General features: G+C 41.8%; 15 protein-coding genes. 9 read left to right on the plus strand and 6 right to left on the minus strand.

From position 1 onward, the window contains the following. The first annotated feature begins 520 nt into the window (after positions 1–520). Positions 521–1,207, plus strand: coding sequence for a cupin domain-containing protein (locus LU361_RS09450; RefSeq protein ID WP_233088599.1), 687 nt, complete (start codon positions 521–523; stop codon positions 1,205–1,207). A gap of 116 nt (positions 1,208–1,323) precedes the next feature. Here LU361_RS09450 and LU361_RS09455 read toward each other — a convergent pair whose 3' ends face one another. From LU361_RS09455 to LU361_RS09470, 4 genes are all read right to left on the minus strand, one after another. Next, positions 1,324–1,884 (minus strand): DUF2059 domain-containing protein, encoded by a 561-nt coding sequence (locus LU361_RS09455; protein ID WP_233088600.1) that lies wholly within the window; start codon positions 1,882–1,884, stop codon positions 1,324–1,326. A 408-nt stretch (positions 1,885–2,292) separates the two neighbouring features. Further along, entirely contained in the window at positions 2,293–3,567 is a 1,275-nt protein-coding gene (locus tag LU361_RS09460; RefSeq protein WP_233088601.1) for an aspartate aminotransferase type Ic, read from the minus strand. Between the two features lie 614 nt (positions 3,568–4,181). Then, complete coding sequence (locus LU361_RS09465) at positions 4,182–5,003, minus strand: HDOD domain-containing protein (protein ID WP_233088602.1); 822 nt, start codon at positions 5,001–5,003, stop codon at positions 4,182–4,184. 259 nt (positions 5,004–5,262) lie between these two features. Next, complete coding sequence (locus LU361_RS09470; protein ID WP_233088603.1) at positions 5,263–6,165, minus strand: helix-turn-helix domain-containing protein; 903 nt, start codon at positions 6,163–6,165, stop codon at positions 5,263–5,265. Between the two features lie 511 nt (positions 6,166–6,676). Here LU361_RS09470 and LU361_RS09475 point away from each other — a divergent pair. From LU361_RS09475 to LU361_RS09510, 8 genes are all read left to right on the plus strand, one after another. Further along, positions 6,677–7,576: an urease accessory protein UreD gene (locus LU361_RS09475; RefSeq protein ID WP_233088604.1), complete on the plus strand. Its 900-nt coding sequence runs from the start codon at positions 6,677–6,679 to the stop codon at positions 7,574–7,576. Between the two features lie 59 nt (positions 7,577–7,635). Beyond that, a complete protein-coding gene (locus LU361_RS09480) occupies positions 7,636–7,938 on the plus strand; it encodes an urease subunit gamma (RefSeq protein ID WP_233088605.1) in 303 nt (100 codons plus the stop codon). 14 nt (positions 7,939–7,952) lie between these two features. Next, entirely contained in the window at positions 7,953–8,261 is a 309-nt protein-coding gene (locus LU361_RS09485; protein WP_233088606.1) for an urease subunit beta, read from the plus strand. Positions 8,262–8,320: 59 nt separating this feature from the next. Beyond that, complete coding sequence (ureC, locus tag LU361_RS09490) at positions 8,321–10,024, plus strand: urease subunit alpha (protein ID WP_233088607.1); 1,704 nt, start codon at positions 8,321–8,323, stop codon at positions 10,022–10,024. Between the two features lie 11 nt (positions 10,025–10,035). Beyond that, positions 10,036–10,479: an urease accessory protein UreE gene (ureE, locus tag LU361_RS09495; protein ID WP_233088608.1), complete on the plus strand. Its 444-nt coding sequence runs from the start codon at positions 10,036–10,038 to the stop codon at positions 10,477–10,479. Continuing rightward, on the plus strand, positions 10,460–11,131 hold the full coding sequence (locus tag LU361_RS09500; protein ID WP_233088609.1) for an urease accessory protein UreF: 672 nt from the start codon (positions 10,460–10,462) through the stop codon (positions 11,129–11,131). The genes ureE and LU361_RS09500 overlap by 20 nt, the downstream gene beginning before the upstream one ends. A gap of 48 nt (positions 11,132–11,179) precedes the next feature. Beyond that, a complete protein-coding gene (gene ureG / locus LU361_RS09505; protein ID WP_233088610.1) occupies positions 11,180–11,800 on the plus strand; it encodes an urease accessory protein UreG in 621 nt (206 codons plus the stop codon). Positions 11,801–11,862: 62 nt separating this feature from the next. Then, on the plus strand, positions 11,863–12,105 hold the full coding sequence (locus LU361_RS09510) for a hypothetical protein (RefSeq protein ID WP_233088611.1): 243 nt from the start codon (positions 11,863–11,865) through the stop codon (positions 12,103–12,105). A 97-nt stretch (positions 12,106–12,202) separates the two neighbouring features. Here LU361_RS09510 and LU361_RS09515 read toward each other — a convergent pair whose 3' ends face one another. Together LU361_RS09515 and LU361_RS09520 are read right to left on the minus strand one after the other, a co-directional pair. After that, the gene (locus LU361_RS09515; protein WP_233088612.1) at positions 12,203–13,390 is read right to left on the minus strand and encodes a serine hydrolase domain-containing protein; all 1,188 of its coding nucleotides are present in this window, start codon (positions 13,388–13,390) and stop codon (positions 12,203–12,205) included. A 466-nt stretch (positions 13,391–13,856) separates the two neighbouring features. Next, positions 13,857–14,630 (minus strand): DNA/RNA non-specific endonuclease, encoded by a 774-nt coding sequence (locus LU361_RS09520; protein WP_233088613.1) that lies wholly within the window; start codon positions 14,628–14,630, stop codon positions 13,857–13,859. Positions 14,631–15,001: the final 371 nt, after the last annotated feature.

Consider the following 15,001-nt stretch of genomic DNA (forward strand, 5'->3'; position numbering starts at 1 on the left):
TATAAAAAAATGTTGTGTTCTCATAAGAATTTGTGAAACACTTATTTTGCTTCGATGAATTGATAAAGGTTCTTCTGAGCGGAAAACGTAGTACATTGGTGTTTTTCTTAAATTAATTTTTCTTAAATTAATACAATGTTAATTTTCAGTGTCTCTTCTGAAAGTTGATCCTGCATGTAATTTTCGTCTTATGATTCTGGCTTTCTCTTCGGGTGGTTAGATCTAGTATTTAATGTCCGAGTGTTAATTCCAGTTCGATTTTCTGGCGGTTAGTTTCTGCGTGTAATTTATCAGTTTGCGCTGCGGGCTATTTTTTAAATAAACGGTTTGTATAAAATTTTATTTGATTCCAGTTTTTCTGGGGGTGAAATTCTGCGTCTGTAATTTATTGATGGTTTATTAAAATTAAATTCTTGTCCGTAAATTACGCCTGTTTGTGCTGCTGATTTTTTATTTATTAATTATTAATTTAAGGGTGTTAGATAAAAATATAAATAATTTAAAGTGGAAGGAAACAGCTATGAAACTAGGAAAAAATAATCTACTTGCAATGACAGCGTTCTCTTTGATGTCTTCGTTGGCAATTGCTGGGTCTAAAGGTTTAGAAGTAACTTACGGTCCTGAAGATGCTTTGGACGGTGATGTTGTCACCGAAACTGGGCAGTTATTTAAGGAAATACTTCCAGGGCGTGAAATTTATAACTTGCACGAAGCGAATCACGACTATACACCCATCGTTCGAAGCCTTCTGCCGCCGTATTACGATTTGCCTGACGAAAATGATATTGAGGACTCTGTAATTACTCAAAGCGAAATGGCAATTATTAATCCGGTTCCGGGTGAATACGTACGTATCACCGAAGGCAAACGCCACGGTTTCTCAGAAATGACCATTGCCATGACTTCTACGGAACCTGGTAGCGGTGCTCCTTTGCATACGCACGATGTTGAAGTCAGTCATACTGTGAATACACGTCAGTTGGTGCGTTATATTATTGGTGATGAAAGATTTGTCGTTCGTGGGCCGTTTGTCATTAATATTCCGGCGTTAACACCGCACGCATTTGCGAATGTGAGCAATAAAACTTTGGCGATTGTTTTAAGCTTCCCAACCAATGATTGGCAAGTAGATTTCCTTGATCACCCTAACGTTGAGGAATTCTTTACGGCGCCTGTAACAAAAGATGAGAGAAAAATAAGAAATTAATATTATTGTTAGTCATTAAATGATGACGTTATTGATTTTTTTAATCTCCATAGAAAGCTCTGATTTTACTTCGGTTTTAATCAGAGCTTTCTTTTTAAAAAGGGAAAAACAATCAGTCAGTGATGTGGTGGTCTGGCTTTCTCGTTATTAATACCTTTGCCGACCTCTAGATCTGGGTTTGCATTTACACCTTTCATTTTATCGATGGCCGCCTGGCGAATTTTATCAATTTCTGGTGACATATCTTTTAATTGGCTTTCCATTAATTCAACGCTGGTATTAATGGCGGTGGGTAATTTATTGAGTAGCGCTTTTCCGGCGTCTGTTTGATAGAACTCTAAAATTCCATTTATTTCGTCTTGGCTAAACGTTTTTTGATACGACTGAATAAACACGGGTTTCATGTTTTGCCAGCTCAACCGATTGTGAATTAACGCCGATATATCGTCTTTTGCTTGTTTAACAATGCCGATTTGATAGGCCGTAGCAGGTTTGCCTTTTAGCGATCGATTTAGAGACGATTGCAGTGTTGCATCAATTTTAACGAGTGAATCTTCGACGAGTTGCTTTGAGTTCATAACTTCAAAGAGAGATTCAATCGATGCCTCTGATGGCTGTTGCGCCAGTGCATTGAGAGAAATTAATGTTGCTGCGATAGACGTGATGGCTTTCAACATAAGAACTTTTCCGGGTTGGTGATGCTGTCTCTGGTTCTTGCAATAGATTCTGACTGTGGCAATGCCCACAGATTCATAGAATTTGTACGCTTGGAGTTAATTCTAGCCTCTAAATTCCCCAACCATACATTTACACGGTACGAGCATACCAGTATTTCCGGCATCGGCTAATGTGAACTCGACAGAGGTGCGAATAACTTCGACAGGGGATAACTTCGAGAGAGTGGGAAGAGAACTTGAGACGGATGTGTAAGACCGGGTGTTTAGGAATGGGTGCCTATGAATGGGTATTTAAGGCTAGGTATTTAGAAGCACATATCTAGGGGAGATATAAGCAGGTATAGAAGAAACGCTAGAAACCTCGAAATAGAGGCTTCTAGCAATACCAGCGGTATTAATAACGCATGCTTACGCGAGCGCTTTGCGAACGGTCGCAAGCTTCACACAATTCACAAAAATCTGCATTGCGCTTTCAACTTCTTGCAAGGTTGGAACACTCGGAGCAATTCGAATGTTTTGGTCGTTTGGATCTTCTCCGTACGGGAAGGTCGCACCAGCTGGAGTTAACTTAACGCCCGCTTGGCCCGCGAGGGAAACGACTTCTTTTGCCAAACCCGGTTGGGTATCGAAAGAGATAAAGTAACCGCCTTCTGGTGATTCCCATGAACCGAGATCGTTATCGCCGAACGCTTCTTGCAAGGCACTGAGTACCAAGTCAAAGCGTGGTTTTAGGATTTCAGCGTGCTTGCGCATGTGTGCGGCTAAGGCATCCATGTTGGGCAGTAAAATCGCGTGGCGCAGTTGGTTGATTTTGTCTGGACCGATTGTGGCAATGCCCAGAGACTTTTTGAATGTTGCTAAGTTTTTCTCAGTAGCGTTTAAAAATGCTACGCCCGCGCCTGCGTGGGTGATCTTTGAGGTAGAACAGAATTGTAAGATGCTGTCCTGTGTGCCTTGCTCTTTCGCGCTAGCCATAACATTGGCAAGTGTGCCAGGATTCGCGACAAGATCGTGAACGATGTAGGCGTTGTCCCAGAAAACTTTGAAGTTTGGACCGGCAATGTTAGCAAGACCTGCGATGGCGGCGACGGTTTCATCGCTGTAGATGATGCCGGTTGGGTTCGAGTATTTAGGCACACACCAAATACCTTTAACGCTTGGGTCAGACTTAACTAGGTCGGTTAGCGCTTCGATGTCTGGGCCGGTATCGGTCATTGGAACGTTGACCATTTCAATGCCGAAGGCTTCACAGATACTAAAGTGACGGTCATAACCTGGTACAGGGCAGGCAAATTTCACTTTTTCTTCTTTGTTCCAAGCGGAATCTGGGCCGTCGAAGCCGAACAGGTAGGCTTGCAAGACACATTGATACATCAAGGTCAGGCTTGCGTTACCGCCGACAAGAATTTCATTTTGCTCAACGCCTAGAACTGCGGCTCCCAAACGTTTCATCTCAATGATGCCGTCAATACCACCGTAGTTGCGGGTGTCTGTACCGTCTTCATTTTTGTAATTGCCGGTAAGAATCCCGTCCAGTGAGTCGGATAGAGAGAGTTGTTCTGAGGAAGGCTTACCACGGGTAAGGTCTAACTTTAAATCCTGAGCTTGAAAGCTTTTATATTCTGCAGTTAGCTCTTGCTCGAGAGATTGTAATTGTTCAGTCGATAAGCTTTGAATGTTCAAGGTGAGCGCCTCAAATTTTGAATGATTGTGTTCTTTCTTCCCGCATATACGTTTGCACTGTGCGGGTACTTAATGCTTTTTGCACCTACCGTTATCGAAAATGCGCTGCATTATACAAATTTCGATTGGTATCAAAAAGGTATTCTCACACCCGTTTTTACGGTTTTCTTACGAAAGGTGCAATCAAGGTTGAGCGTTCACTATTTTGCTAACCTTTAAAGACAATTTTAAGGGGTTATTTATTACAAATTAATAACTGTTATTGGACACTTTTGAGGATTTTGTCATTCCTCGTAGAATTGTCGAAACGACGTGTAATCGATGTATCGATATACGAACTGGAATAGCTGTATGCATGCGAAAAACCGAATATTGATGCATCAACGCTGGCAGGAGTCGCGGTGTAGCATCATAAGAGCGTGTGGGAAAGGCTATAAGCGAGGAGTAAAAGCAAGGAACAATAGCAATAGAATCAGGCTTTTCGTCGATTTCTTTGTCAGAGGAAATCAACGAAAGGCGTGTTAGCACTAAAAATGCGAACCCCAAACTACTCGAGTTCGCTAGTTAGGAAGTATCCGGTTCGGATATGGAAAATTGGATAGTGCAAACAAGCGCTAGCTTATAAGCTCGTCAATACCGGCGTCAACGTCATCCAGTTGATCAATGCTACCGAGCATCTCAACAAGGTTTATTCCCAGCGTATTACCCAAATCTGAAGGAAAAGATTCCAGTAACGTTTGTTTGTCTTCCTCAGCGTGGTTGGTTAAATAGATGGCTATGTTCACTACAGATGCTAGTGCTGCGCCTTCTTCTTCGTGCTCTTCTGGGTGATTTTGCCAGCGTATGGCATCGGAAATAACCTTGGGAAATTTCCATCGGATGGCTAATTCTTCGCCCGCTTCTGTGTAATCAAAGCCGAGTTGATTCTTTTGCAGCTCTTCTTTCGATGCGCCTTTTTGAGCGAGTGAATCGATGTCGTTGGCCTGATCGGGCAAGAGTATGTGTAATAACAAATCGCCGATGGCGTGGATCATGCCACAAGTGAAGGCGACCTCTGAGTTTTCCTTGGTGTAATTGGCAACCCATTTAGCCCGATTTGCCACCATGAAGCTGCGCCGCCAGAAGTTTTTCAGATCAAACCCTGGTGGTGCTTTAAACGTTGAGGTCAATCCCGAGGCCAAAACCAACGTGCGCAGTGCGTCGAACCCCATCCGAACGATGGCATCGTTGACCGACCCTATGGTTCTGTTGCCGCCAAATTTTGCAGAATTGGCCAGGCGTAATACTTTTGCTGTCAGTGCTTGGTCTTGACTGACTTTCTTGGCAATTTCATCAATGTCGAAATCGTCATTGCTGAAAGATTCGATTAATTCTTGGATGATTTTGGGAACACTGGGCAGATTTGTTGCGCCATCAATAAGCGTCTGTAATTTCACAATTACTCCTGAGATTTATCACGGGGTGGATTTATAAAGCATAGTTCAGCTGTGAATGCTCGCTAAATCGCACCCAAGTAACATTTAGGAATAAACGTAAATTACTTATTGTGATTTTTTTGAATGCATTAATGTTGTAATCACAATGTATCAGGTGATTCTTTTAAACAATAGTAAGAGTTAATCGTGTAACTCTTTTAGAAATTGCGGATTTAATTATTTATTACTAATAAAAAGATAATCGGTAATTAATGGCTTTTTAATGTTTGGTTGTCTCTCTGTATTCGGTGGGAGTCATACCAACTTTGTTTTTAAAAAGTCGAGAAAAATACTGCGGATATTCGAAGCCAAGTGCGTAAGCAATTGTAGCAACCGAATCTTCGGAACCGAGCAGTAAATTTTTTGCTCGATCAATCTGGTAGATATGAATGTTCTCTAACGCGGTGTGACCGGTTTCTAATTTTAGAGCGTCGCTGAGGTAGCGTGAGGTCATGTTGAGCTGATTGGCGATTTCTTCCACGCTAGGCATGTGCTCTAAAGCTGCCGCTTGAAGCGTGTTGTAAAATCGTGTTTTCAATGAGGTGGTTTGGCTTTCTTTTCGTTGGCGAAATTGACGTTGATAAAAACGTTCTGCGTAGGTTAATAAAGTATTCAGCTGTGAAACCATAATGTCTTTACTAAAAGCATCGTGGTTTTGTAAATACTCTTGTTCTAATGTGTCGACAATGCCGGTTACTAGTGCTTCTTCCTTGGGTGATAAATGCAACGCTTCATTGACTGCGTAAGAAAAATAATTAGCCTCACGCATGCTTTTTTGAATGGAGGTGCCGCGCAAAAAATCTTCGTGAATCACAATAGAGCGACCATGGGTTTTTGCTCTTACACCTTTTGTGCGAATTGCTTGTCGTGGTCCGAAACAAATTAAGCTGCCGTTTCTAAAATCGTATTGGGTTCGGCCGTAGTATATGTCTCCGGACAAAATATGCTTGATACTGATCGAATAAAAATCAGTACTCATCTCAATATCATCCGTGGTGCAGGTGATTTCGTCGGAGGTGTCCGATTGCATGTTGATAACGGAGAACATTGGGTGTTCAGGGGCAGCGATACCAAGATACTCATGGTAATCGTGTAAATTAGAAAAATGTAATTTTTTAGTCATTATTGTTGTTCCTGCATTCTCTTCTTAGCTTAGCCACCTTGGTTTGAATATTACAGCACTTTTCGCAACGATTGAGGCGTTCAACCATCGTCTAGATCGCTAAAACTTTGCCAGACAATTCTAATAAATCGGCGGTGGATCGTTAATAAACAAAACCCCTTTTGTTGTATACAAAACAACTGGAATCACTGTTTTAAGGGTTTGCTTTAAAAAGTATTAAGGTTTTTTCTTAAAGGTATTCTGCGATTTAGTGTTAACGAAGAGTGCGAATTAAATTAAAGAGAAGGGCTTGTGCGATTGATTTTTTGTACGCGTAGAAAGCCTAACACACATCATTAAAATAATACGATCAAAAATTTATCATTTTATGGGCGAATAAGGTGGTAATGCTCTTGCTTTAACAAACACGACAAAACAGTTTGCGATCTTGCAAGCCATGATTATTTTGTCGTTTAATTTAAAATAATTAATTCATAACAAGTGAAAATACTTACCATCGATGCCCGCGAATATGTTGAACTCTCAAAGTGCTAACGCCACGTGCCTGCCGTCCTCTTGGCAAGCCAATTTGTATTTAAAATTCGAAAAGACCCATCGTGGTGCGCGACTTACAAAAAATGAACATCAAGGCCCGCTATCGGTGCAAAAGCCGTTTTATCCCGAAGGCCCAGATCTTCCTCATGTGTACTTATTGCATCCGCCTGGAGGCTTGGTCTCTGGGGATTCTTTAACGATTGATGTCGATGTCGATACCGGCAGCTCGGCATTATTGACAGCCCCTGGTGCCTTTCGTGTCTATAAGGCCCGTGAAGACCGAACTCTGCAAAAGCAGGTGGTTACGATTAATTTATCCGAAAACAGCCGTGCTGAATGGTTGCCGCAAGAATCCATTTATTACCCTGACAGTTTCAGTGAGGTGAATACGATTGTTAACCTTCCAAAAAGCAGCAATAACAACTGTCATTTTATCGGTTGGGAAATTGCATGCTATGGTCTTTCGGAAAAAACTGCACCATTTTTAAGCGGCGGTGTTAAACAGTCCTTAGAAATATGGCAAGACAAGCTGCCTGTATTAATTGATAAATTCAGCTTTGACGGTTCCGATAAGTGTTTTAAACAAACGATGACTGGGCTTCAAGGGAAAAATGTGAATGGGATTATGGTGTCTGGGCCGTTTAATGAGGAGTTAGTCAATGGCCCATCAGATCAGCAATGGCTAAATGATATTCGTAATATTACGCATAGTAACGACGTTCTTTTTTCGTCTACACTGCGTGGTCAATGGTTGATTACCCGCTACTTAGGGAATAACGCCGAGCAGGCCCGACAGTTAATGACTGAGGTCTGGAAAGTGGTGCGTCCTATTTTAATGAATCGCAAAGCAGTATTACCGAGAATATGGTCCTGTTAAAAATGTTTTTATTTAATGGTTTTTTTACATGGGACCGATGAACGCTATTCGAGTGGCTTATGGAATTATTACCGAAAGAAAAAGATAAATTACTCATCTTCACTGCGGCACTGTTGGCCGAACGCCGATTGAATCGCGGTTTGAAATTAAATTACCCCGAAGCCGTGGCCTATATCACGATGGAAATTATCGAGGGTGCTCGGGATGGTAAATCGGTGGCCGAATTAATGGCCTATGGCAAGCAAGTGCTTAAAGCGGATCAAGTATTGGATGGCGTGGCAGATTTGATTCATGAGGTTCAGGTTGAGGCAACCTTCGAAGACGGCACAAAACTGGTCACCGTTCACGATCCTATTAATTAAGACAGGTGCTTATTATGATTCCTGGTGAAATACGCACAACGCAAGGCGACATTGCGTTAAATGCAGGTCGCAGTACCGTAACCGTTACGGTAGAAAACAGTGGCGATCGGCCGGTACAAATTGGCTCTCATTATCATTTTTTTGAAGTCAATCCGGCGTTAATTTTTGAGCGAGAAAAAACTCGGGGTTTTCACTTAAATATTGCCTCGGGCACCGCAGTCAGATTTGAACCCGGCCAATCTCGAGACGTGGAATTAGTGGCTTACGCCGGTAAACGCGAGGTGTATGGTTTTCGTGGCGACGTGATGGGTGTGTTGGATTAATTCGTTGATTTAAATCCTACCTGACTTACATCTAATTTTAATGACCTGGAGAGACAGTCATGGCGACTATGGATCGAGCCGGTTACGCACAAATGTTTGGCCCCACCGTGGGAGACTCTGTTCGTTTGGGCGACACAGAGTTGTGGATTAACGTTGAAAAAGATTACACCGTTTACGGCGATGAAGTTAAATTTGGTGGTGGTAAAGTCATTCGTGATGGCATGGGACAAAGCCAAGTTACGAACGAATTTGCCATGGATCTTGTTATTACCAACGCGTTAATTCTCGATTATTGGGGAATTATTAAGGCCGACGTTGGAATTAAAGACGGTAATATTGCGGCGATCGGCAAAGCGGGAAATCCCGATGTACAAGAAAATGTGACGATTATTATCGGCCCTGGGACGGAAATTATTGCCGGTGAAGGTTCGATTTTAACAGCCGGTGCTATCGATGCTCACATCCATTTTATTTGTCCGCAGCAAGTTGAAGAAGCGTTGATGTCAGGTGTTACCACAATGATAGGTGGTGGCACGGGTCCGGCTACGGGCACCAACGCGACCACCTGTACGCCGGGCCCTTGGAACATCGGTAAAATGTTGCAAGCTACCGACGCCATGCCGATGAATTTTGGTTTTTTAGGGAAAGGTAACGCGAGTCAACCACAGGCGCTGCGTGAGCAATTAGAAGCCGGTGCCTGCGGATTAAAATTGCATGAGGATTGGGGAACCACGCCCGCGGCGATTGATTGTTGTTTGTCGGTTGCCGAAGAGTACGATGTGCAAGTGGCAATTCATACCGATACGTTAAATGAGTCTGGCTTTGTCGATGACACCTTAAACGCGTTTAAAGGCCGAGTGATTCATACCTATCATACCGAAGGTGCCGGTGGTGGCCATGCGCCAGATATTATTAAAGCTGCATCGTCGAGCAACGTTTTACCTTCATCCACGAATCCAACGCGACCTTACACGGTAAATACCGTCGATGAACATTTGGATATGTTGATGGTGTGTCACCATTTGGATTCCAGTATTCCCGAAGACGTCGCCTTTGCTGACTCTAGAATTCGAAAAGAAACCATTGCCGCCGAGGATATCCTTCACGATTTAGGCGCGTTCAGTATGATTTCGTCCGATTCCCAAGCAATGGGGCGAGTGGGGGAAGTGATTTGTCGCACCTGGCAAACCGCCCACAAAATGAAAGTGCAGCGTGGTGTGTTGGATGGTGACAGTGAATATTCCGACAATTTAAGAGCCAAGCGCTACATCGCTAAGTACACGATTAATCCTGCGATTACCCACGGAGTATCGGAGCAAGTTGGTTCCATAGAAGTCGGTAAGCTTGCCGATTTAGTATTATGGAAGCCCGCTTTTTTTGGGGTTAAACCGTCCATGATTTTAAAAAGCGGATTTATTGCTGCCGCCCCAATGGGAGATCCGAATGCATCCATTCCAACGCCGCAGCCGGTGCACTACAGGGGCATGTTTGGCAGTCAGTCGTTGGCGGCGTCTAAGCTCTCGGTCACGTTTGTGTGTGAAGCGGCACTAAATAATAACATTGCTGAAAATCTGGAATTAAAACGTGAGCTTGTCGCCTGCAAAAACACTCGCACGATTTCTAAAAGTGATATGAAACTCAACGATTGGCAACCAAATATTGAAGTCGATCCACAAACATACGAAGTAAAAGCCGACGGTGTATTGCTTACCTGTGAGCCGGCCGAGTCTTTGCCGTTAGCGCGTTTGTATAATTTATTTTAGTTGGAAATTTTATGTTAGAAATATACGAACGTTTAGGCGTTCACTGTCATGAATCCGTCGACGTTACTTTATCGTTGACTCATGAGCAAAGAGACAAAGGCCGGTTAAAAGCGTTTGCCGAAGACGGAACCGAGGTACGAATTTTTTTAGATCGCGGAAAAGCATTGCAAGTTGGTGAATATCTAAAAAGTCAGTGCGGAAAAATCGTGGTTGTTCAGGGCGCACCTGAAAACGTTGTTTTGGCAACCTGTGACGATTGGTCAATATTTTCTGCGGCTTGTTATCATCTTGGCAACCGACACGTGAAAATCCAAATTGGTGAGCGCTGGTTACGAATTACTCCTGATCATGTATTAGAAGAAATGTTGCAGCAATTAGGCTTGCACACTCAACAAGAGATCGCAGTTTTTATTCCTGAATCGGGTGCTTATGGTCATGGCCATCACCATCACTGATTTGAGTTTATTGAAATTACTGCAATTGTGTAGCGTAAATTTACCCGTTGGTGGCTTTGCTTTCTCTCAGGGGTTAGAAACTGCGTGTGAAATAAATTGGGTGGCCAATTCTACAGACACAAAAACCTGGATAGAAACACAAATTGCACACTCTTTAGAGAAATTAGATTTCCCGTGTTTTATTCGCGCTTTTCATGCGGCCGAAAACCAAGACAATGATGAATTAAATTATTGGAATCGATATTTACTGGCCAGTCGAGAAACTCATGAGCTGTATGTTGCTGATACAGCAATGGGCGCGGCGTTAAAACGCCTGTTAAAAAGTTTGGATATCTCAATACCCATATCTGGAGATATCTCATTCTGTGTGCTATTCGCTTACGTTTGTGCCCATTGGAATATTGAACAACAAGCTGCGGTTATGGGTTTTGGTTGGACTTGGTTGGAAAATCAAATTGCGGCGGCCATTAAATTGGTGCCGTTAGGCCAAACTGTTGCCCAGCAATTATTGCTGGAATTACAACCGATGTTAGCCGCGTCGGTTAATGAATCGCTATTAATTCAAGACGATGATATTGGTGGAAACTTACCGGGACTTTCTCTCGCGAGCAGTTTGCATGAAACACAGTACTCACGTTTATTTAGAAGCTGAGACTGCTAATTTAATTGATAGATTTGAAAAGATAAGATTGTATTCAGTATGAAAAAACAAACATTACGAGTAGGCGTAGGTGGTCCGGTAGGTTCTGGTAAAACAGCACTTTTAAGGGCTTTGTGTAATGCATTGCGTGATCGCTTTGATATTGCGGTTGTGACCAACGACATCTACACCAAAGAAGACGCTAATTTTTTAACCAAACACGAAGCGTTAACCGCAGATCGAATTATTGGTGTTGAAACCGGCGGTTGTCCACACACGGCCATTCGTGAAGACGCATCCATGAATCTCGCCGCCATCGACGATCTTATCGATAAACACGGTGATCTCGACGTGGTTTTCGTCGAGAGTGGGGGTGATAATCTCAGTGCTACTTTTAGCCCTGAATTATCCGATCTAACCATTTACGTTATCGACGTTTCCGCAGGCGATAAGATTCCACGTAAAGGCGGGCCAGGCATTACCAAGTCGGATTTATTAATTATCAATAAAACCGACTTAGCACCGCTGGTGGGCGCTTCGCTTGAGGTTATGGATCGCGATGCAAAAGCTCAACGCGGCGAACGCCCGTTCTTGTTCACCAACCTAAAAGCTGAGCAGGGTTTACAGGAAATCATTGATTTTATTATCGATGCTGGGATGTTGACTGAAAAGACCAAGTAATTTAGTTTTTATATAATTCGGACCACTAAATTATTATTAACACGGTACAAGGATTATTTTAAATGAGTGCAGTTATAAAATCGCTTTTTTATAAAGTAAAAAGCCAGTTTGCGTTGTGTTTGATAAGTTTGTTTCCAGCGGTTGCTCTGGCCCATCCTGGACACAGCAGCGAAGGAAGCCTGATGCATGCCGCTGAGCACGGCATTTGGTTGACCTTAGCATTTGCCGTGTTTGCTATTTTGTACAGTGTGACTTTACTTGTAAAAAGTCGGCTAAATAAACGCGTTAAACACTCTGAAGTGTAATATTGCTTTGGAACAGTAAAAACTCAATTGTTGGGTTTTTACTGTTCGATGCCTGTTTATGTAATGTTATTCAAATTGTAGGCATTGTTGGAATGCCTTAAGATATCCAACTCAATACTTTTCTCCATGCGGGTAATTTAAATTCTTTAGGAGAAGTTTCAGGTTTTTCCCAAAGGCCGACAATTTGTGTGGGCACTTCAAAAGTACTTTTAGAGTTAATGTTAGATAACATAATAACTTGCAATTGGTTATCGATAGGTTGCCAATGAATATCTGCGGTAAAATATAAATTAGAACCGTTGTGATATAGCTCAGTCTCACTGCTAGAGTTTCGAACTACCCATCCATAACCGTAATAATTATTACTTTTATGAGACATCTGCACATACGGCGTTTTCAATTGAGTTATTAATTCTGGTGTTAAAACGCGCTCTTGTGCTATTGCATTTAACCATTTGTGCATGTCTGTCACGGTTGAGTAGATTCCCGCAGCACCTTTCACCTGCCACGGTACTTTATTTCTCTTTTGGTAGTGAGGAATATACGTTTCTCCCGGTATAGTTCCTAAACGATAGCTTTTGGGATAGAGCGAAGCATCCCAATTAGGCAGTAGATATCCGGTTTGGGTCATTCCTAAAGGCGTAAAGAATACTCGTGCCAAAAACACTTCATAGTTTTCGTTAGTTACCAATTCTATAATTCTGCTTAATATTGAATATCCTGTATTGGAGTACTCAAATTTTTTACCCGATGTAAATTGTTCGTCAAGTGAAAAGACTTTATCAAAATAAGTATTGGTCTCGATATGCTTATAGAAATCTTTTCTATTATCGTAGGGATAATCGGTTATTCCAGATGTGTGTGTAAGTAATTGGTGTATTGTTATCTCTTTTTTGTTGTAAGGAAGATTGTCGAAAAATTTCGATAATGTATCTTCCGTTGATATTTTTCCTTCTTTGACTAAATGGAGAATGCCTGCTGCGGTAAATTGTTTGGTTAAAGATCCAATGTCGTACACCATGTCGGTGGTTGCAGGTATTTCGTTCTTCTTATCTGCTAACCCATACCCCCTGTTGAGGATAATGTTTCCTTTGTAGGAAACAAGCACTGCACCGGAAAATCCATTCACTTCACTCTTTGATAGATAGTTGTCTATTTTATTGATGCGAGAGTTTACCTCATAAGAAGACAATGTTTTTGCTTCTGCAGTTGCAAAGCAAAAAGTGCTTGCCAGCAAATATATAATTAATTTTGTTGAGTGAAAGAGTTTGGCGTTCTTACACATAATATTCTCCAATAAATGCTGTTTGTATGAAGCTATGAACTTAAATTCAACTAAATCTACAGGCCGTTTTTCAGGCGTGATTGTTCGCAGGAATTACTTAATTCCTGTTGCTGCTTGGCTGAAATATCTATTAAATTTTTCTTTGTGCGATGTGGAAAATTTTGATTTTTATAAAATTATTTTTTGAAAAAATGATCGCTGAATCTGTAAAGTGTTAAATCTTGAACGCATCAAGCTTATTTAACTCAATGGCAGAAAATTCAGTTTATATGATCTCTTTGATGGGTTCTGATATGGAAAGGTTTACTGCCTTATAAATTTTATGTGATTTTTTAGAAAGTAAACTTAGTTTATTGATTAGAGGGGAGATAAAGAAGGAGTGTTTGTGAAGAGGTTAAAGCTAGCTATATAAAATAGCTAGCTTTATATCTAACTTAGCAATCTAAACTTTTGTTAATCTAAGTTATTAACAGCCTAGGTCGTTACGCAAGAAACCTGTGCGTCGTTCAACAGTAGATGCGCCGCTCAGATTCGGGAAAAGGTTTAATCCTGCACGTGCTTCAACTTCGTCGATGGTCACTTGGTGGAAACAGAAGTTAGAGCTGCGTGGTGTGGTTTGTTCCATGATGAACGCTGCAGTTTGGATATTGCCGTTTACGTTGGTGTAAATCACTTTCCAGTAACCACTTGGTACGGTGTGACGTTCGTTGGCTCCTGGAAGCTCAGCGAAGAAGAATTCATACAAAGGACCGGTTTGTACGAAAACTTCGTTAAAGCCGCCGCCTTGTACAAGACCGCGAACACGACTTTCTAAAATGTTCCAAGGACCTTGGTTCAGACCAGAAGCTTGCGGTGTGATGTTCGATAAGTAGTTTAACGCTTGGAAATCAGAAAACGCGCCTAAAGATGCTAAAGGAGCTTGGTGACCGCGGTCAGTGCCGATTTGCGCGTGAGCGCCAGTGTAATCGTCTGGCTCAAGAGTACGGCTTGAGAACAATAGTGGGTCGGCACGGAAGTTACGTGAGCGACCGCCTTGAATTGTGTCTGGAGCAATACGGTAAGCAACCCAATCTGCGAATTTGGTGGTTGCGTTGTTGCTCAAGGTGTAAGGCGCACGAAATACGACGAAGTTAGAACTGGGTGTGCCTGATGGGCAAGAGTGTGGGCAGTGGCTGGAGTTTACTGCGAACACAGAAAATGAGGTTAATACAAGAGATACTGCAAGAAAAAACTTTCTCATTAAGATTACCCTAATAAAGTGTTAAAGGAGGGTAAACTTTCGCATTAAATAGTTAATACTGTCTTCACAGATTTATGAAAAATATATTAATCATTCCATATATGTGACGCGTTTATCATTATTGACTGTTTGTTCAAGAAATTCATATTATGAATATAAAAGTATGGTTTAGATGTTAATAAATTATATTTCCTGACGTTAAAGAATTAACTTAATTAAATTGGTTGCCAGTTTTTTGTGGAGAAATAAAAAGAGTGGTAGTCGTATAAAACCTGAAACATTAATGATGTATTGATCAGGTTTTTGTCAGGCAGGCGTACGTTAATTGGGTGTACGTTCGTTAATGAAAGTAACGGTTTGAAATTTTTAAC

This window comes from Sessilibacter corallicola, from assembly GCF_021290925.1.
Classification (GTDB): Bacteria; Pseudomonadota; Gammaproteobacteria; order Pseudomonadales; family Cellvibrionaceae; genus Sessilibacter; species Sessilibacter corallicola.